Raw genomic sequence first — 18,586 nt, forward strand, 5'->3', positions numbered from 1 at the left:
TTACCGGCCACGGTAGCCCACCCGCCACGTGCCCCGCCAAGAAGTACCCGCCATGACCGCCGTTTCCCCGTCCGCCGCCGTCGCCACGCCCAGCGAGATCGTGCAGTCGCCACTGCCGCGCCTGAAGATCACCGAGATCTTCACCTCGCTGCAGGGTGAGGCCGATACCGCCGGTTGGCCGACCGTGTTCGTGCGCCTGACCGGTTGCCCGCTGCGCTGCCAGTACTGCGACACCGCCTACGCCTTCCACGGCGGCACTTGGTGGGACATCGACGACATCGTGGCTCATGTGCAGGCGCAAGGCGTCCGCCACGTCTGCGTCACCGGCGGCGAGCCGCTGGCACAGAAGCGCTGTCTGGTGCTGCTGCAGAAGCTGTGTGATGCCGGCCTGGATGTGTCGCTGGAAACCTCCGGTGCGCTGGACGTCAGCGCGGTCGATCCGCGCGTGTCGCGCGTGGTCGACATCAAGACCCCCGGCTCGGCCGAGGTCGCCCGTAACCGGCTGGAGAACCTGCCGCTGCTGACCTCGCGCGACCAGATCAAGTTCGTGATCTGCAACCGCGAAGACTACGACTGGGCCAAGGCCATGGTCGCCGAGCACCAGCTGGTACAGCGCACGATGGTGTTCTTCTCGCCCAGCAAGGGCGAGATCACTGCCCGCCAGTTGGCTGACTGGATCGTGGAGGACCGGCTGCCGGTGCGCTTCCAGATGCAGTTGCATAAGATTCTCTGGAATGACGAACCGGGCCGCTGAGCCCGTCCGTTGTTCCTTGATGTAGTTCCGGCGCGGGACAGCGTGCTGGCTTTTCCCCCAAACCGGATGATTTACCCATGAAGAAGGCAGTTGTGCTTCTCTCCGGCGGCATGGATTCAGCCGCCGTCATCGCCATGGCCCAGGAACAGGGCTTCGCCGTGCATGCCCTGAGCGTGCGTTACGGCCAGCGCCACACCTCCGAGCTGGACGCCGCCGCGCGCGTGGCCAAGGCCCAGGGCGTGATCGTGCACAAGACCGTGGATGTGGACCTGCGCAGCATCGGCGGCTCGGCGCTGACCGACGACATCGACGTGCCCGAGGCGGGCGGCGAGGGCATCCCGGTCACTTACGTGCCGGCGCGCAACACCATCATGCTGTCGCTGGCGCTGGGCTGGGCCGAAGTGCTCGGTGCCAACGACATCTTCTGCGGCGTCAACGCCGTGGACTACTCCGGTTACCCGGACTGCCGTCCCGAGTTCATCGCCGCCTTCCAGACGCTGGCCAACCTGGCGACCAAGTCGGGTGTGGAGGGCGCGGGTATCACCGTGCATGCGCCGCTGCAGTTCCTCAGCAAGGGCCAGATCGTCAGCGAAGGCGTGCGCCTGGGCGTGGACTTCGGCCTGACCGTGTCCTGCTACAACGCCGATGCCAACGGCGCCGCCTGCGGCCACTGCGACGCCTGCCGCCTGCGCGCGCAGGGCTTCACCGACGCCGGCGTGGCCGACCCGACGCTGTACGCCTGACCGCGCGGTAGAGCCGGCCGCTGGCCGGCTTCATCGGTGGGTGCGAACTCCACCCTGGTGGGTGCGAACCGTTGGTTCGCACTCCCTGTCCCGGCGCTACCGCTGCCTGGCTTCGGGTAGTGCCGGCCGCTGGCCGGCAGCTTCATTGGCATTCGCAAGCCGCAGCCACCCCGATGCTTCGATGAAGCCGCGTACCGCGCCAGGATCCTCGTAATCCAACTCGATCATCCGCGCGATCGCCGCCCGCTCATCGGGCTGCCGGCGCATGTACTCCTGCGCGATGCGATACCCCGCGTAGTAACCCAGATCGCCCACACCGAACGCATTGCGGGCGCTGTTGTACAGCCAGTTGTCCAGGTCATCGCCGTCCATCTCGGCGATGAAGCGAGCGCGGATCTCCGATTCGTGCAACGGCCCGTAGGCATACGGCGGCAGCGCCGGTCGGCGCCCGCTGATCCGCTCGGCGATGTACTCGGCCACGCCCTCGCGCACCGCGTACTGCGCGAGCGAACCGGTGGTCTCGCGCTGCTGGGTGTGCACGTACTCGTGCAGGTTGTTCTGCGCATTGTTCGCGCCCGGAATGCTGTCGTAGAAGATCCGCAGGCGGCTGCGCAACGGCTCCGGCAGTTCGCTGACATCCACGCTTGCATCGCCCAGTGCCATTTCCGCGCCGATCAGCACCCGGTTGCCCAGCGTGGTGCCGCCTGTGCGCAGCACGCCTATCGCATAGGTGATGATGGCCGGGCGCAGGGCCGGGTAGAGCGCTCGGAACGCCGCCAGATCCCGCTCCAATGTGGCGCTGGCCTGCTGCGCGTTGGCGGTCAGCGGCCGCACTGAGGCCCAGAAGCGTGGCCACGCCAGCATGGCGCCGGCGTACTCGGCGGCGGTGTAGTTGCGCACCTTCATCAGCGCATGCAGGCCGGGGCTGCCCGGCGCGATATAGCGCTGCTGCACCAGGGCCACCCGCTGCGCGGCATCGGGTTCGGCAACCACCGCATCGTAGGTAGCCCAGAAGCGGTCGATATCGTCGGTTCGCACCTGTGTAGGCGATGCCGCAGAGGCGGCAAACGGCAGCAGCAGGGCGAGCATCAGCGGCAGTGACAGGTGCATCCATCGCTCCGGGGCAGGGTCGCAGGTGAGATGCGGCGGGCGCCGGAAAGGTTTAGACGCCCGCAGCCGGGGTAGTGCCGGCCGCTGGCCGGCAACCTCATAGATCCCCGGCTTCACCCAGCCCGGAAAAGTACGGTAGAATGCCCACCCCGCCGAAAGGCCGGGGCCTTGCATGGGCCGTTAGCTCAGTCGGTAGAGCAGAAGACTTTTAATCTTTTGGTCGATGGTTCGAATCCATCACGGCCCACCATTGCAGGCAATAACTTCGGTCATCCAGGAAGGCATCGCTGAGCGGTGCCTTTTTTGTTGCACAACGGTGAGGTCCTACTTGGACTTCGCGCCCTGGGAACGGGCTGCCTTGCGGTCTGCCGCTTCCTGTGCGGCAACCGCGGCCGCGTTGGCAGCACGCTCCACTGCGGCGCGCTCTGCGTCGAACCGGGCCTGCCGCTGGGCGCTGTAATTGCGCTCCAGTTCCAGCGAGGCAATGAAGCTGTCGGGATGCTTGGCGGCGCACGCCTGCTGCACCAACTGCACGGCACGGTCGGACAGGCCGGGTTGGATATTGCCGAGCAGGCAGTCGGCGTACGGTACGGGCGCGGCTGGGCTTGCGGCCAGCGCGGCAATGATCATGGCATTCAACATGTGAACCTCCTTGTGTCAGTGTCGATGGAGATCGGGACGAGGCCGGCCCGGGTATGGGCCGGATTATGGTGCAGGTGCGCCTAATCTGGCCGGATATCCCGGCACACCAGCTCCGCCAGTCCGCGGAAGGCGAAGAACAGCCCTTCGACCACGCCGTCATCCAGATGCCGGTCCGGCGTTGCCATTGATCGGCAGCGTTCGGCGGCGTGCAGCATCTCTGCCACGGTCAGCATGCCGACGGCCGCCCGTTCTACGCGTGACAGTGCCACCCTGCGCCCTGCGGGAAGGCTTGCATCAGGCCAGGGCTGGCCGTCTGCACCTTCGCCTGCGCGGATGCGCTTGAGGCAACCCAGGAACGTGCTCAGTTCGGGCGCAGGGTTGTCATCGTCGTCATTGACGCTGGCGGCATATGAGGCATAGGGCGGACCTTCGGTCATCTCGGCTTCCTCGGCTCTGCGGTGGGAGTGCCACCGTGTGAGACGGGTGGCGGACGGTGCGTGGCTGCAAGCCGGAATGACATCAAGCAATTGACCGGCGGGCCCGAAGACCCCCACGCACCGCCCGCCATAGAGGCCGACGGATCACCCGCCGGCACCGATTCAGGACGGTGCCGACGGGCGAGCGCAAACAACGTGCTTGATAGTCGTTACGGGCTTGCAGGCCCGGTGCCACCCGTTGTCGGTGGCACTGCATGGTGTTTACGCCCGCGCTTGGATTTCAATCAGAATTTTCCGGAAGGAAATGCGGAATCCAGACGCGTGGCGATGGTGGCGCAGGCGTGTCTTGCGCAGCAAGCGTCAGCACACGACGTATTCGTTTCCCCGTTTGTTTGGTCCCGTTGGAAAATGGCGCAAATCGCATATGACGGCGCATCTGCCGTGAACCCGCGCGTGCAAAGCTGGATTCACTTTCTTTGTCAAAGTCCTCTGTGCGTGCCAGCCGCACCCGCCGAATTTCGGTTCAGGAGCGACTGTAGTGGCGTTCTTGGCGGTTCAAACGCGACACGTGGCAGTGCGCGCGCGGTATGGGGAGCGTACCCGGGCGTGAGTCACGGCAAGTCATCCACGCATCCGGCAGGGATGTTGAGCATGCCGCAGCCGCCAACGCTCGTGTCCGGGCGCTATGCTCGGCGTCTTTCTCCAGGATGGGTCGCCTCAATGCGCTTGATCGTGCTGTCGCTGTTGTTGTCTGCTGTCTCCGCAGCGCCGCTGATGGCCGCCGAACCGGCAGCGCAGCCGGCGCCCGCTTCGCCGCTGGTCATCGGCGAAACCTTCACCCTCCAATCCAAGGCGCTGGGCGAAACCCGCCGCATCAACGTCTATCGCCCGCAGCCGTGGGGCCTGGACCCGAAGACGCCGCTGCCGGTGCTCTACATGCCCGACGGCGGCATCGGCGAGGACTTCCTGCACGTGGCGGGGTTGCTGCAGGTGCTGACCGGCAATGGCAGCATGCGCCCGTTCCTGCTGGTGGGCATCGAAAACACCGAGCGCCGTCGCGATATGACCGGCCCCAGCAACGTGGCGGAGGATCGCAAGATCGCGCCTCGCATTGGTGGCTCGGCGGCGTACCGTGATTTCCTGCGCGATGAACTGATGCCGCAGGTGCGCCAGCGCTACCCGACCACCGACGAGCGGGCGCTGATCGGCGAATCGCTGGCCGGCTTGTTCGTGGTCGAGACGCTGTTGCAGGAACCGACGCTGTTCAACAGCTACATCGCGCTGGACCCCAGCCTGTGGTGGAACCGCGGCGCCTTGCTGTCTGGCGCAGGCAAGCAGTTGCCGTCACTTGCCCGCAGTGGCGCGCGGCTGTACCTGGCCAGCAGTGGTCAGCCGGAGCTGGCCGCGTCGAGCGCACGCTTGGCGGCGCTGTTGCAGCAGGCATCACCGGCAACACTGGTGAAGTACCAGCCGCTGCCGGAAGAGACCCATGCAACGATCTACCACCCAGCGGCGCTGCAGGCGCTGCGTACGCTGTTCCCGGCACCGCCGCCAGCCTCGCTCTGACAGTGGCTTGGCGTGTGGCAACGCGGCGTGTGAGGATGCGGTAGCGGTGCCACCTGCGTGCGCCGCCCGCAACAGGAGAGCGCGGATGCAGCGTGTGCGTAAGTGGAGTGTGCTGGCCTGCCTGGCCCTGGCAGGTTGCGCGATGTCGGTGGCGCCGCCGGCATCGAAGAATGAAGCCAAGGAAAGCGCGACGGCCGTGCCAGGCGTGGTGCTGCCCGATACCGAATCCCTGCGCGTGCATGACCCGATCGGGCGCGACTATGCCCTGTGGGTGGCGTTGCCTGCCGACTACGCGGCGCATCCGCAGAAGCGCTATCCGGTGCTGTACGTGACCGACGCGCTGTACAGCTTTCCGCTGGTGCGCAGTGTGCGCAACCTGGTGGGGCAGCAGGGCGTCAACATCGAGGATTTCATCCTGGTCGGCTTGCCGCCGCAGGAGGGCCTGACGTCGAAACAGAGCCGCTCGCGTGACTACACCCCCAGCGAGCCCGTGCGCGACAGGCCCGGTTACTACAGCGATGACGTCACCTATGGCGGCGCGGCCCACTATCGCGACTTCGTGGCCGACCACGTATTGCCGATGATCGATGCGCGCTACCGCACCGATCCGGCACGGCGGGCGTTCGCCGGCCATTCCTATGGGGCCCTGTTTGGCGCTTACGTGTTGACCACGCGGCCAGACATGTTCCGGACCTACATCCTGTCCAGTCCTTCGCTGTGGTTCGACCAGCACCTGCTGCCGCGCATGCAGGACGAGGCGAAGGCACCGGCGAACCCGACCCGCGTGTTGCTGTCAGTCGGCAGCTACGAGACAGTCAAGCCGGGCCCACGCTATTCAACCGGCAACGACATGCTGCGGCAGGCCGCTGACTTCACCGCCCAGCTTGAGCGGAGTGGCCGCACGCTGCAGGTGGACAATGTGGTGATCGACGGTGAGGACCATCTCACGGTGTATCCGCGCGTGATCACCCGTGCGTTGTTGGAGGTGTTTCCGGGTGAAGGGCCGTACACGGGCGGCTGATTGCCGATCTCATCCACGCCATGCGTGGATGAAGCAGTAGATCCACGCCATGCGTGGATGAAGCAGTAGATCCACGCCATGCGTGGATGAAGCAGTAGATCCACGCCATGCGTGGATGAAGCAGTAGATCCACGCCATGCGTGGATGAATGCCTCACGCTGCCTGTGCATGCGGGCCGGTCAACACGCCGACATCCGCATGGCGGAAGCACAGCCGGATCGCATCCAGCAGCTCGCTCATGTTGTAGGGCTTGGGCAGGAAGTGGATGCCGTCGCGCAGCTGCGGCAGCACGGCGTGCTGATCCATGCCCGACGTCACCAGGATCGGCAGCTGGGGATAGAGGCTGCGAACCCGGTTGGCCGCTTCAATGCCGCTGATCAGGCCAAGGTTGACGTCGGTGAACAACAGATCGAAACGTTCACCGGCCGCCAGCAGGCCCAGTGCCGCTTCGGCAGAGCTCACGCCCACCACGTGGCAGGCCTGGCTTTCCAGCGCCATCCGGCTCAGTTCACGGGTTTCCTCGGCGTCTTCAATCAGCAGGACGCGTGGTTCAACGTGGCGCTTGGACAGCAGCATGACGCAACAACTCCGGACGGCAGGGCATGAAAGGCGCGCAAGTATGCGCAAGCACCCAGTGAGCCCCGTGTGCAGGATTGGCTAAGTGGGCGTTACAGGAGGTAGCTGCGCTGGCGGCGCGCATGCCAGGCCCGTGCTGCCACCGCCAGCAGGTGCAGTGCGCTGGGCGGCCGGGGGCGGCGGCACGCGCCGGAAGTCCCTGTACCATCGGTCATGCGTTGCCGCACAGTCATCCGCACGCAGGTACAGTCGAGGTCAGACCGACAGGAGCAATGCGCATGTTGTGCCCCGTGTGTACGACCCAGACCCTGCAGATGGCCGAGCGCCACGGCATCGAGATCGATTACTGCCCGGGTTGCCGTGGCGTGTGGCTGGACCGTGGCGAGCTCGACAAGATCATCGAGCGCGCCAATGCCGGTGCTGCGGTGCCGCCGCCCGCTGCGGTGCAGGCACAGCCGGCCGCCGCGCCGCCGCCGGTGATGCATCGCGACACCCGCCACCTTGGCCAGCGCTACGAGGACAACCGTGGCCAGTACAGCGATGGCTACAAGAAAAAGAAGAAGGAGAGCTTCCTCTCCGAGCTGTTCGATTTCTGATGCCGCTCAGGGCCGGCGCAGGATGAACTCGCGGTCGCGGCTGTCGCCGACGATGAAGTCATACTCGCCGGCCTTGCTGCAGCCATAACGCGCGTAGAAGCGCTGCGCGCCGAAGTTCTCTTCCCACACGCCCACCCACAGGGTGCGGCGCTGTGGCTGGTCCAGCCAGGCCATGAACGCATCCATCAGCCGCGCGCCGTGGCCACCGTTCTGGTGGCTGGCCAGGATGTACAGGCGTTTCAGCTCGATGTCGCCGTCGCGCGCGTCCGCATGCGGCAGGGTGTTGGCGCCGGCGGCCAGATAACCCACCACCGTTTCGCCATCCAGCAGCAGCCACACCGCGCTGCGCGGGTCGGACAGTTCGACCCGCTGCGGTGCGGGGCCGTAGTGATCCTGCAGGAAGGTGTGCAGGTCCTGCGGCGGATAGGAATCGCCCCAGGTTTCGCTATAGGTGGCGATGGCGATTGCCGACAACGCGTCGACGTCGGCCAGGGTGGCACGGCGGATATGCAACGACATGGCGCAGCCTGCAATGGAACGTGCGGCAGTGTAGCCGGCCCCGGTGGTTGCCGGGGCTGGCTAGTGCTCACGATTGCCTGCTTAGAACCACATGCGGATGCCGGCGACCCAGCGCGTATCGCGTGCATGGTCGCCGGCATAGTCTGCCGTGTCGCCGAACGCGCGTTCGTGGCTGATGCCGATGTACGGCGCGAAGCGGCGGCTGAACTCGTAGCGCAGGCGCAGGCCGGCTTCGACCTTGTTGAGGCCGCGGCCGATGCCGTACTCGGGTTCATCCTTGCTGGCCACGGTCGCTTCCAGCAGGGGCTGCAGGATCAACCGGTTGGTCAACAACACGTCGTATTCGATTTCGGCCTTGGCCATCAGCTGGCCACCGGAGCCGGCATACAGCGTGGCCGAGCTTTCGAACTTGTACGGCGCCAACCCCTGGATGCCGATCGCCGCCCAGGTGCGTGAGTCGGCGGGGCGGAAGTCCTGGCGTACGCCGACCAGCACGTCCCACCACGGCGAAATGGCACGCCCGTAGAGTGCTTCCACGCCCGACGATTCCGTGCGACCTTCGCTGCGTTCGCCATCTGTACGCAGCCACAGGCGGTTGATGTTGCCGCCGATCCAGCCGCTGGCCTCCCAGGCCTGGCCGGTGCCGTTCTTTCCATCCCAGTGCTCCAGGCGATCAATCAGCAACAGGCTGTGGATTTCCGGCGCGTGCTCCATCGCACCATGCGCGATGGGCGGGAACGCGGCCGCACGATCGGCATCGGTGGGGACAGGGATGGGTACGCGCGGCTCAGTCGGCGCGGGTGTGCCGTGACCCATTTTCGAATGATCCATCGCGCCATGGTCCATCGTGGAATGGTCCATCGCGCCGTGATCCATCTTCGAGTGGTCCATCTTCGAATGATCAACGTCGGCAGCTGCCGCTGGCGTGGTATCGGCAGGAGGCGAGGGCACTGTCATGTCATGGCCGGCATGGGACTGCGCGAACGCGGGCAGCGCGGCCAACAGGCCGAGGGTCAACAGGCTGGGAGCAAGCAGGGAACGGCTCATTCTTCGATCCTCACTTCGCGCATCATGCCTGCTTCCATGTGGTACAGCAGATGGCAGTGGTAGGCCCAGCGACCGAGTGCATCGGCGCGAACGCGATAGGTGCGGCGTGTGCCGGGCGGCATGTCGATGGTGTGCTTGCGCACCTGGAATTCACCCTGTGCGTTTTCCAGGTCGCTCCACACGCCATGCAGATGGATCGGGTGCTGCATCATGGTGTCGTTGACCAGCACGATGCGCATGCGCTCGCCGTAGTTCAGCCGCAGCGGTTCGGCACCGGCGAAGGGAATGCCATCGAACGACCAGGAGAACTTCTCCATGTGGCCGGTCAGGTGCAGCTCGATCTCGCGACTGGGCTCGCGGCCATCGGGGTCCTCGAACAGGCTGCGCATCGCGCCGTAGGTCAGCACCTGGCGGCCGTTGTCGCGCAGGCCGATGCCGGGGTCGTCCAGTTTCGGCTCGGTGGCCGAGCTCTGCATGTCCACCAGCGGGTTGTTGCGCTCGCTGGCCGGATGCTTTGGCGCTTTGCTGGCAGCATCGCTGCCGCCGCCATGCGCGCCGTGGCCCATGCTGGCACCACAGCCGCCTTCCATGCCCTTCATCGCCGCCATGTCGTGGACACCATGGCCAGCGCCGCCCATGTCATGGCCCATATCGCTCATCGTCAGCAACGGGCGCGGGTCGCGCGCGGGAATCGGTGCCTGCAGCCCGTGGCGCACGGCGAGGGTGCCGGCGGCATAACCGGTGCGGCCCATGTCCTGGCAGAAGATGGTGAAGGCATCCTGGCCGCTGGGTTCCACCAGTACGTCGTAGGTTTCGGCCGGGGCGATGCGGAACTCGTCGATGCTGACCGGATGGATGTACTGGCCGTCGGCGGCGACCACGGTCATTTTCAGGCCGGGGATGCGCACGTCGAAGTAGGTCATCGACGCACCATTGATGAAGCGCAGCAGCACCTTTTCGCCGCTGCGGAACAGACCGGTCCAGTTGCCGGCCGGCGCCGTGCCGTTCATCAGGTAGGTGTAGGTGTGCGCGTTTATGTCGGAGATGTCGCTGGGCGTCATCCGCATCCGGCCCCACATGCCGCGGTCGGACAGCGCGGCCGACCAGCCATCGCGACGGGCGTCGCGCAGGAAGTCAGGCAGGGTGCGCTTGTAGTAGTTGTCGTGCTCGGCGAGCTTCTTCATGCGCCGGAACAGCGCGCCAGGATCCATGTCGGTCCAGTCGGACAGCATGATCACGTGCTCGCGGTCATGCCGGTAGGGCGCGGGCTCTGCCGGATCGATGATCAGCGCACCGTACAGCCCTGCCTGTTCCTGGAACAGCGAATGGCTGTGATACCAGTAGGTACCGGACTGCTTGAGATCGAAGTGGTAGTGGTAGGTCTCGCCGGGGGCGATGCCGTTGAAGCTCAGGCCCGGTACGCCATCCATGTTGGCCGGCAGCAGGATGCCGTGCCAGTGGATGGAGGTGGGGTGCTGGCCGAGCGTGTTGCGCACGAACAGGTCCACGGTCTGGCCTTCGCGCCAGCGCAGGATCGGTGCCGGCAGCGAGCCGTTGACGGTGATCGCCGGGCGGGTGCGGCCGGTGAAGTTGGCCAGCGACTCGCCGATGGCCAGTTCGACGCGGGTATCGCTGATGACCGCTGGCGCGCCGGCCAGGCGTGGCGTGGCGTAGGCGGCGGCGAGCGCGCGCTGCGGGACGCCGGCTGCGGAGATGCCGGCAACCACGCCGCCAGCGGCGATGCCCTGCACGAAAAGACGGCGCGACGGCATGGGCACAGCGCCCGGGCCGGGAGGAATACGGGTACTCATGGTGGTGACTCCAAACACGGAAAGACGCCAGCGCAGGGCCGGCTTCGGTGCGCAGCGCGCACGAGGCGTGTTGGATCAGCCGATGGGAGGGCGTGAGATCGGCGGCAGCGGCGGTGCCGGGCGGCCGTTGGCAGGCATCGGCTGCGGGGTCAAGGAAAGACTCGGGCCAGCCAGGAACGGCAGTGCCTGCACCGCCAGCAGCGGGTGCTGGGCGCAGCTGCGCACGCAGTCCTTGATCTGGCAGTGCGCGTCATGAGCGGGCGCCTTGGCCTGCGGCGTCTCGTCGGCGGTCATGCCGGCATGGTGGTGACAGTCCGCGTCACCCTCGTCGGTCATCGCCGAGGTCATCGCGTGGGCCATGCGGCCCATCTCTTCGTGTCCGCTGGCCATGGCCGCGTTCAGCCCGTTGAGCAACAGGCTGAGCATGAGCACGACACGGAGCAGGGTCGAGGCGAGGGACATGGCGCCAATTTAGCCGCAAGTGGGGCGGGATGCACATCCGCCTGAACGGCTGGTTCAAGGTTGGAGCTACGCCAAGGTGGAGCCGGGCGCATGCTCAGCTGCTTCTGCTGCAACGGCAGCCGAGCATGGCTCGGCTCTACAGCGGCGCGGTTGCCCGTTGCCTGGCGGCGTTCAACCTTCCTCGCGAACGATCTCCACCAGGCGCGGGCCGTAGCGGCTGAGTTTGGTGCCACCGATGCCGCCGACCCGGGCCAGTTCGTCCAGCGAGGTCGGGCGCTGTTCGGCGATGTTGCGCAGGGTGCTGTCGTGGAAGATCACGAAGGCCGGCACATTTTGCTCGCGCGCCAGCTCGGCGCGCAGGCCACGCAGGGCATTGAACAGGGCCAGGTCCTGTGGGAGCACCGATAGGCCGGTGCGCTGCGCGCTGCGTTCGCGACCGGTGCTGGCACTGACCGCATCACGGCGCATGCTGATCTGGCGGCGCCCGGTCAGCACATCGCGGCTGGCATCGGTCAGGCGCAGGCCGCCGTGGCCCTCGCTGTCCACTTCCAGCAGGCTGGCGGCCACCAGCTGCCGGAACACACTGCGCCAGGTGCGCGCATCCAGATCGCGGCCGATGGCGTAGGTGCTGAGTTTGTCGTGGCCCTGCTGCTTGACCTTCTCGTTCTCGCTGCCACGCAGGACGTCGATCAGGTGGCCGACGCCGAAGCGCTGGCCGCTGCGGTACACGCAGCTGAGTGCCTTCTGGGCGGGGATCGTCGCGTCCCAGGCGGCCGGCGGGGTCAGACAGTTGTCGCAGTTGCCGCAGGGTTTGGGGTAGGTTTCGCCGAAACCGGCCAGCAGTACCTGGCGGCGGCACTGCATGGATTCGCAGTAGCCCAGCAGGTGATCCAGCTTGGAGCGCTCCAGCTGCTTGCGCTCCTCGCTGGCCTCGGACTGCTCGATCATCTGCTTGAGCAGCACCACATCGCCCAAGCCGTAACAGAGCCAGGCCTCGGCGGCTTCGCCATCGCGGCCGGCGCGGCCGGTCTCCTGGTAGTAACCTTCCATCGACTTGGGCAGGTCGGTGTGGGCGACGAAGCGTACGTCCGGCTTGTCGATGCCCATGCCGAAGGCGATGGTCGCGCACATGACGATGCCGTCTTCGCGCAGGAAGCGGCGCTGGTTGTTGGCACGTACTTCCGAGGGCAGGCCGGCGTGGTAGGGCAGGGCGTTGAAACCCTGCGTGCACAGGAACTCGGCGGTTTCCTCCACCTTGCGGCGTGACATGCAGTAGACGATGCCGGCCTCGCTGCGATGGCTGCGCAGGAAATCGCTCAGCTGCTTGCGGGCGTTATCCTTCTGCACCACGGCGTAGCGGATGTTGGGGCGGTCGAAGGAGCTGACGAAGTGACGTGCTTCGGCCAGGTCCAGGCGCTCGGCAATCTCGCGCTGGGTCGGCGGGTCGGCGGTGGCGGTCAGGGCGATCCGCGGAATCTCCGGCCAGCGCTCGTGCAGGACGGTCAACTGGCGGTATTCGGGGCGGAAGTCATGGCCCCATTGCGACACGCAATGGGCTTCGTCGATGGCGAACAGGGCGATCCGGCTGCGCGACAGCAGCGACAGGAAGCGGCCGGTCAGCAGACGCTCGGGGGCGACATAGAGCATGTCGAGCTCACCGGCGAGCAGTTCGCGTTCGACCCGGGCGGCCGTTTCGGCATCCAGGGTCGAGTTCAGGAATTCGGCGCGCACGCCGAGCTGGCGCAGGGCTTCGACCTGGTCCTGCATCAAGGCGATCAGCGGCGAGATGACGATGCCACAGCCGTCACGCAGCAGGGCTGGCACCTGGTAGCACAGCGACTTGCCGCCACCGGTGGGCATCAGCACCAGGGCATCGTGACCGGCAGCCACATGCTCCACGATGTCCTGCTGCGGACCACGGAAATCGTCGTAACCAAAGACGCGTTGGAGCAGGTCGTGCGCGGGACGGGAAGCCATCCGGCTAGTTTACCCCGGCGGGGGAGTCGGCAGGGCTGCGCCCTGCACCTGCTACAAGCCAGTGCAACGTCAACGTCAACGTCAAAGGCAACAGCCGGCTCTGGGCTGTCTGCTGGCTGGGCGGGTCGGTGTTGGCTTGCAGGACACGCCGTAAACCCGTCCATGGGGGCTCGATGGCGCCATCCATGGCGCCAACGGTCCTGCAAGCCCACACCGCCCCACCCCCGATAGATCGCCAATGACGGTGGGGCCATCCACGCCATGCGTGGATCAAATCTGTCAGATATCGACAAACAAAATGGGGTCGGATCCGTTTTCCTGCGGAAAACGGATCCGACCCCAAGAACTGGCCCGACAGATCGCGGAGGTCTGTTAAGGGCGGGGTGGGTCCGGTTGTGGGAGTGTCAGCCGCATGGATGCGGCTGCCAAGCCCCCATGGAAGGGTTTACGGCGTCTCCCACAACCGGACCCGCCTCGCCAACCCACAGGAAACCAGCTTTTGCTTCGGCCGTTGCGGTTGCAGTTGCCTGTGCGGGTGCAGGGCGCAGCCCTGCCGAGAACCCCCAACCCTTACTGGAGAAGGGAGCGCAGCATCCAGGCGTACTTCTCGTGGGTCTGCAGGCGCTGGGTCATCAGATCCTCGGTCGGGGCGTCGTCAGCGTCGTCGGCGACATCCAGCACTTCACGTGCCGTACGGCATACCGCTTCGTTGGCGACCACCAACTGGCGTACCATTTCACGCCAGTCCGCACTGTCGGTCAGGCCCGGCTCCTCGACGATCGAGGTCAGCGCAGCAAATTCCCGGTAGGAGCCCGGGGCATTGAAGCCCAGTGCGCGGATGCGCTCGGCCACATCGTCCAGTGCCGCCCACTGCTCGGTGTACTGCGTCTCGAACATGGTGTGCAGCGAGTTGAACATCGACCCGGTGACATTCCAATGGAAGTTGTGGGTCTTCAGGTAGAGCGTGAACGCATCCGCCTGGAACCGCGCCAACCCATCGGCGATCTTCTTGCGGTTGCCCTGGGTGATCCCGATATCGATATTGGGCGCCGACGGCGCGGAGGCCGCAAGCTTCTGCTTGCCGGTCTTGGGCTTGGTCGTGCTCTTGGTCTTCGCCATGGGGTTGCTCCTTGTGGAATCGTTGGCCTTCACAATAAATCAGTCTTGATGACTGGTTGCATTCAAAGTTTTAAACGAACCGATTGATGAACGCTATCGACAAAATGCCGCAGTCCCGCCAGCGCCAACAGCGTGCCGCCATCGACGGCGCCATGAGCCGCGACCGTGGACGATTGCTGGGAATGCTCTCGCGTTGCCAGGCCAAGCCACAGGATGCGGCGCTGGCCGCCAGCTTCGAGCAGGCCTTGCAGGTTTCGGTGCAGCGCCGGCAGGCGCGGGCGCAACAACAGCCGGCCATTACTCTGGACCCTCAGCTGCCGATTGCGCGTGAAGCCGAGACCATCACCCAGCTGATCCGCGACCATCAGGTGGTGGTGATCGCCGGTGAAACCGGCTCGGGCAAGACCACGCAGCTGCCGAAACTGTGTTTGGCCGCCGGCCGTGGCCAGGCCGGCATGATCGGCTGCACGCAGCCGCGCCGGATCGCCGCACGTGCGGTGGCCAGCCGTGTCGCGCAGGAACTGCAGAGCGAACTGGGCCAGCTGGTCGGCTATCAGGTGCGCTTCAATGACAAGGTCGGCGAAGACACCCGCATCAAGTTCATGACCGACGGCATCCTGCTGGCGGAGATCGCCAGCGATCGCTGGTTGTCGAACTACGACACGATCATCGTCGACGAAGCGCATGAGCGCAGCCTCAACATCGACTTCCTGCTCGGCTATCTCAAGCAGCTGCTGCGCAAGCGTCCGGACCTGAAGCTGATCGTCACGTCGGCGACCATCGACACCGAGCGTTTCGCCCAGCATTTCGACAACGCGCCGGTGATCAGCGTCGAAGGCCGCACCTATCCGGTGGACGTTCGCTATCGCGCGCTGGAAGGCGAGGGCGAAGAGCAGGGCGAACGCACGGTCAACGATGCCATCGTCTCGGCCATCGATGAAATCACCCGCCTGGATTCGCGCGGTGACGTGTTGATCTTCCTGCCGGGCGAGCGCGAGATCCGCGATGCGCACCAGTCGCTGGAACGGCGCAAGTACCGCAATACCGAAGTGCTGCCGCTGTACGCGCGGCTCTCCAACCAGGACCAGGACCGGGTGTTCAACCCCGGCCCGAACCGGCGCATCGTGCTGGCCACCAACGTGGCCGAGACCTCGTTGACGGTGCCGCGCATCCGCTATGTGGTTGACCCCGGTTTCGCCCGCGTCAAGCGTTACAGCCCGCGCAACAAGCTTGATCGCCTGCACATCGAGCCGATCTCGCAGGCCAGCGCCAACCAGCGCAAGGGCCGCTGTGGCCGCGTGGCCGAGGGCATCTGCTATCGCCTTTATGCCGAGGCTGATTTCCAGGCACGGCCCGAGTTCACCGATCCGGAAATCCGTCGTTCCAGCCTGGCCGGGGTGATCCTGCGCATGCTGCAGCTCGGCCTGGGTCGCATCGAGGACTTCCCGTTCCTTGAGGCACCGGATGAGCGGGCTGTCGCTGACGGTTGGCAGCATCTGACCGAGCTGGGGGCGATCGACAGCGAGCGCCATCTGACCGCGATCGGCAAGCAGATGGCGCGCCTGCCGGTGGACGTGAAGCTGGCGCGCATGCTGGTGGCTGCGCAGGCCGCGGGGTGCCTGCGGCCGATGCTGGTGATCGCCTCGTTCCTGGGTATCCAGGATCCGCGCGAGCGCCCGCCCGAGGCGCGTGGCGCGGCTGATAACGCGCATGCGCAGTTCGCTGACGGCCGCTCTGAATTTGTCGGTGTGCTGCGCCTGTGGGATGCCTATCGTCAGTCCCATGAGGATCTGACGCAGTCCAAGCTGCGTGATTGGTGCGGCCGCCACTTCCTCGGTTTCCTGCGCATGCGTGAATGGCGCGAGCTGCATCGGCAGCTGCGCCTGTTGTGCGAGGAACTGGGCTGGAAGGAAGAGGGCAACGAGGCGTCGATGGCGCCGTTGCTGGCCGGTAGCAGCGCACCACCGGCGGCCCGCGATGACGCCGCCGCAGTAAAGGCAACCCGTGGCCAGCTGCACCGTGCCGCGCGCCTGGCCCGCGAGGGCAAGGCCGAAACGGCGCCCGCGCCGGTCGCTGCCCGCGCGCAGAAGGACCAGGTGCCCGACGGCGGTGGCTACAGCGAACGCGTTCGCGCTGCTGCCTACCAGACCCTGCATCGGGCGCTGGTGGCGGGCCTGCCCACGCAGATCGGCCATCGCAGCGAAAAGGGCGATTTCCAGGCGCCGCGCCAGCGCCGCTTCCTGCCGTTCCCCGGCTCGACGCTGTCCAAGCGGCCGCCGCCGTGGCTGCTGGCAGCCAACCTGTTGGATACGCAGAAGGTATGGGGCATGACCCTGGCGGCAATCGAGCCGGACTGGGTGATTGCCGAACTGCCGCACCTGCTGCTGCGCAAGCACTTCGATCCACACTGGTCGCGTGCGCAGGGCCAGGTGCTGGCCTCCGAACAGATCAGCCTGTTCGGGCTGGTGCTGGCACCGAAGAAACCGGTGCATTACGGCCGCATCAATGCCGGCGAAGCGCACGACATCTTCGTGCGCCAGGCGCTGGTGACCGGTGAGATCAACACCCGCGCCAGCTTCGTGGCTGACAACCAGAAGGTGCTGGAGCAGGCCCGCGAGGAAGAAGCCAAGCTGCGCCGTGCCGGTATCGTCGCCGACGAGGACTGGCAGGCACGCTGGTACCTGGACCGGGTGCCGCCGCAGATCCACTCCGCGTCCGGGCTGGATGCGTGGTGGAAGGCGCTGCCGCCGGAACAGCGCAAGGGAGTGCACTGGTCGCTGGTGGATCTGCTGCCGGGCGAAGGCAGTGAACAGGAGCGCTACCCGAAGTACCTGGCATTGGGCCAGGCGCGGCTGCCGTTGCACTACCGTTTCGAGCCGGGTGCCGAGGATGACGGCGTGACCCTGGACGTTCCGCTGCATCTGCTCAATGCATTGGATGCGGTGCAGTTGGGATGGCTAGCGCCCGGTTTCGTTGCCGACAAGGCGGCGGCGTTAATCCGCAGCCTGCCCAAGGCGATGCGGCGCAACTACGTGCCAGCGCCGGATTTCGCGCGCGCCTTCTACGAAGCGTTCTCACAACCCAGCGCCGATGCGATCACCGGTGAGCTGGCGCGCTTCCTGTCACGGGCAACCGGGGCAACCGTGGCCGCGACCGATTTCGAGCCCGCTTCAATCGAACCGCACCTGCACATGAACCTGCGCCTGCGCGATGAGCAGGGCAAGGTGCTGGCAACATCGCGCGACCTCGATGTGCTGCGTGCGAAGTTCGGCGGCCAGGCCGGCGATGCGTTCGCAGCACGAGCCGGGCGCGAGATGGCAGCCGATGGCCTGCGCACGTTCCCGGCAACGCCTATTCCGCTGCAGGTACCGGGCGAAGCCGGCGTGCCGGCCTATCCCGCGCTGAAGGATGAGGGTGACAGCGTCGCATTGCGCATCTTCGCTGATCGCCAGCAGGCCGAAGAAGTACACCCGCTCGGCGTGCGCCGATTGCTGGAGATCGGTCTGGGCGAGAAGATCAAGCAGGCACGCAAGCAGTTGCCGGTCGCAGCGAAAACCGGCCTGTTGTACGCCTCGATCGAAACCCAGGAACGCCTGCGCGGCGATCTGGTCGATGCGGCGATGAATGCCGTGCTGGCCGACGGTCTGGGCGATATCCGCGATGCAGCTACATTCGAGCAGCGTCGCGAACACGCCGCAAAAACGCTGTTCGGCGAAGCCATGCAGCGGTTGAAACTGGCCGAGTCGATCCTTGCCCTGGTGGCCGAGTTGAAGCCGATGCTGGAGGCGCCGTTGATGGGCTGGGCGCGCGGCAATCTGGATGACATGGAAGCGCAGCTGGTCGGGCTGATCCATCCCGGCTTCCTGCGCGACACGCCGGCCGATGCCCTGGCGCAGTACCCGCGTTATCTGAAAGCGATGATCCTGCGCACCGAGCGTGCCAAACGCGATCCGCCACGCGACCAGGCGCGCATGCTGGAACTGCATCCGTTCCTGGAGGCGTTGCAGGTGGGCGAGCAGCAGGGCCTGCGCGAGCGGCCGCAGTGGCAGGCATTGCGCTGGGACCTGGAAGAACTGAGGGTGTCGTTGTTCGCGCAGGAACTGGGCGCACGTACTGGTGTTTCAGCCAAGAAGCTGGCGCAGCGGGTGACCGCACTGCGGCAGGCCTCGTAAGCCCTGGCCTGACCCCGCCGGTTGCTCGCCGGTG

16 protein-coding genes and 1 tRNA gene are annotated in these 18,586 nt (G+C 66.1%); 7 read left to right on the forward strand and 10 right to left on the reverse strand.

Translation table 11 applies throughout. From position 1 onward, the window contains the following. Positions 1 to 52: 52 nt before the first annotated feature. Positions 53 to 754 carry a 7-carboxy-7-deazaguanine synthase QueE gene (gene queE, locus ACQ5SA_RS11635; RefSeq protein ID WP_499314309.1) on the forward strand — a complete coding sequence of 234 codons (702 nt, stop codon included), beginning with the start codon at positions 53 to 55 and terminating at the stop codon, positions 752 to 754. A 77-nt stretch (positions 755 to 831) separates the two neighbouring features. Beyond that, positions 832 to 1,497 (forward strand): 7-cyano-7-deazaguanine synthase QueC, encoded by a 666-nt coding sequence (gene queC, locus ACQ5SA_RS11640; protein ID WP_180165665.1) that lies wholly within the window; start codon positions 832 to 834, stop codon positions 1,495 to 1,497. 96 nt (positions 1,498 to 1,593) lie between these two features. On the opposite strand, the gene ACQ5SA_RS11645 is transcribed toward queC, so the two are convergent. Continuing rightward, positions 1,594 to 2,607: a DUF2268 domain-containing putative Zn-dependent protease gene (locus ACQ5SA_RS11645; protein WP_499314310.1), complete on the reverse strand. Its 1,014-nt coding sequence runs from the start codon at positions 2,605 to 2,607 to the stop codon at positions 1,594 to 1,596. Positions 2,608 to 2,781: 174 nt separating this feature from the next. On the opposite strand from ACQ5SA_RS11645, the gene ACQ5SA_RS11650 reads away from it, so the two are divergent. Continuing rightward, positions 2,782 to 2,857 (forward strand) — tRNA-Lys (locus ACQ5SA_RS11650). A gap of 74 nt (positions 2,858 to 2,931) precedes the next feature. On the opposite strand, the gene ACQ5SA_RS11655 is transcribed toward ACQ5SA_RS11650, so the two are convergent. Together ACQ5SA_RS11655 and ACQ5SA_RS11660 are read right to left on the reverse strand one after the other, a co-directional pair. Continuing rightward, on the reverse strand, positions 2,932 to 3,249 hold the full coding sequence (locus tag ACQ5SA_RS11655) for a hypothetical protein (RefSeq protein WP_499314311.1): 318 nt from the start codon (positions 3,247 to 3,249) through the stop codon (positions 2,932 to 2,934). Between the two features lie 80 nt (positions 3,250 to 3,329). Beyond that, on the reverse strand, positions 3,330 to 3,686 hold the full coding sequence (locus ACQ5SA_RS11660; RefSeq protein WP_353101179.1) for a hypothetical protein: 357 nt from the start codon (positions 3,684 to 3,686) through the stop codon (positions 3,330 to 3,332). A gap of 720 nt (positions 3,687 to 4,406) precedes the next feature. Between ACQ5SA_RS11660 and ACQ5SA_RS11665 the strand changes: the two genes are divergently transcribed. Together ACQ5SA_RS11665 and ACQ5SA_RS11670 are read left to right on the forward strand one after the other, a co-directional pair. Continuing rightward, complete coding sequence (locus ACQ5SA_RS11665; RefSeq protein ID WP_499314312.1) at positions 4,407 to 5,252, forward strand: alpha/beta hydrolase; 846 nt, start codon at positions 4,407 to 4,409, stop codon at positions 5,250 to 5,252. Positions 5,253 to 5,337: 85 nt separating this feature from the next. Beyond that, the gene (locus tag ACQ5SA_RS11670) at positions 5,338 to 6,273 is read left to right on the forward strand and encodes an alpha/beta hydrolase (protein ID WP_499314313.1); all 936 of its coding nucleotides are present in this window, start codon (positions 5,338 to 5,340) and stop codon (positions 6,271 to 6,273) included. A 153-nt stretch (positions 6,274 to 6,426) separates the two neighbouring features. Here ACQ5SA_RS11670 and ACQ5SA_RS11675 read toward each other — a convergent pair whose 3' ends face one another. Next, positions 6,427 to 6,849 carry a response regulator gene (locus ACQ5SA_RS11675; protein WP_499314314.1) on the reverse strand — a complete coding sequence of 141 codons (423 nt, stop codon included), beginning with the start codon at positions 6,847 to 6,849 and terminating at the stop codon, positions 6,427 to 6,429. A gap of 278 nt (positions 6,850 to 7,127) precedes the next feature. On the opposite strand from ACQ5SA_RS11675, the gene ACQ5SA_RS11680 reads away from it, so the two are divergent. Continuing rightward, complete coding sequence (locus tag ACQ5SA_RS11680; RefSeq protein ID WP_499314315.1) at positions 7,128 to 7,445, forward strand: TFIIB-type zinc ribbon-containing protein; 318 nt, start codon at positions 7,128 to 7,130, stop codon at positions 7,443 to 7,445. Between the two features lie 6 nt (positions 7,446 to 7,451). Here the strand turns inward: ACQ5SA_RS11680 and ACQ5SA_RS11685 are convergent, their stop codons facing one another. The 6 genes from ACQ5SA_RS11685 to ACQ5SA_RS11710 form a co-directional block, all read right to left on the reverse strand. After that, positions 7,452 to 7,964: a GNAT family N-acetyltransferase gene (locus tag ACQ5SA_RS11685; RefSeq protein ID WP_499314316.1), complete on the reverse strand. Its 513-nt coding sequence runs from the start codon at positions 7,962 to 7,964 to the stop codon at positions 7,452 to 7,454. An 81-nt stretch (positions 7,965 to 8,045) separates the two neighbouring features. Then, positions 8,046 to 9,011, reverse strand: a complete 966-nt coding sequence (locus tag ACQ5SA_RS11690) for a copper resistance protein B (protein WP_499314317.1) — start codon at positions 9,009 to 9,011, stop codon at positions 8,046 to 8,048. Next, a complete protein-coding gene (locus tag ACQ5SA_RS11695) occupies positions 9,008 to 10,822 on the reverse strand; it encodes a copper resistance system multicopper oxidase (protein ID WP_499314318.1) in 1,815 nt (604 codons plus the stop codon). The genes ACQ5SA_RS11690 and ACQ5SA_RS11695 overlap by 4 nt, the downstream gene beginning before the upstream one ends. A gap of 75 nt (positions 10,823 to 10,897) precedes the next feature. Beyond that, positions 10,898 to 11,284 carry a CopL family metal-binding regulatory protein gene (locus ACQ5SA_RS11700; RefSeq protein WP_353101164.1) on the reverse strand — a complete coding sequence of 129 codons (387 nt, stop codon included), beginning with the start codon at positions 11,282 to 11,284 and terminating at the stop codon, positions 10,898 to 10,900. A gap of 171 nt (positions 11,285 to 11,455) precedes the next feature. Further along, the gene (gene recQ / locus ACQ5SA_RS11705; RefSeq protein ID WP_499314319.1) at positions 11,456 to 13,261 is read right to left on the reverse strand and encodes a DNA helicase RecQ; all 1,806 of its coding nucleotides are present in this window, start codon (positions 13,259 to 13,261) and stop codon (positions 11,456 to 11,458) included. A 570-nt stretch (positions 13,262 to 13,831) separates the two neighbouring features. Beyond that, positions 13,832 to 14,380, reverse strand: a complete 549-nt coding sequence (locus ACQ5SA_RS11710; protein WP_089236539.1) for a Dps family protein — start codon at positions 14,378 to 14,380, stop codon at positions 13,832 to 13,834. 86 nt (positions 14,381 to 14,466) lie between these two features. Between ACQ5SA_RS11710 and hrpA the strand changes: the two genes are divergently transcribed. Further along, on the forward strand, positions 14,467 to 18,552 hold the full coding sequence (gene hrpA, locus ACQ5SA_RS11715; protein ID WP_499314320.1) for an ATP-dependent RNA helicase HrpA: 4,086 nt from the start codon (positions 14,467 to 14,469) through the stop codon (positions 18,550 to 18,552). The last annotated feature ends 34 nt before the right edge of the window (positions 18,553 to 18,586 follow it).

This window comes from Stenotrophomonas indicatrix, from assembly GCF_050573115.1.
In the GTDB taxonomy this organism is placed as follows: domain Bacteria; phylum Pseudomonadota; class Gammaproteobacteria; order Xanthomonadales; family Xanthomonadaceae; genus Stenotrophomonas; species Stenotrophomonas lactitubi_A.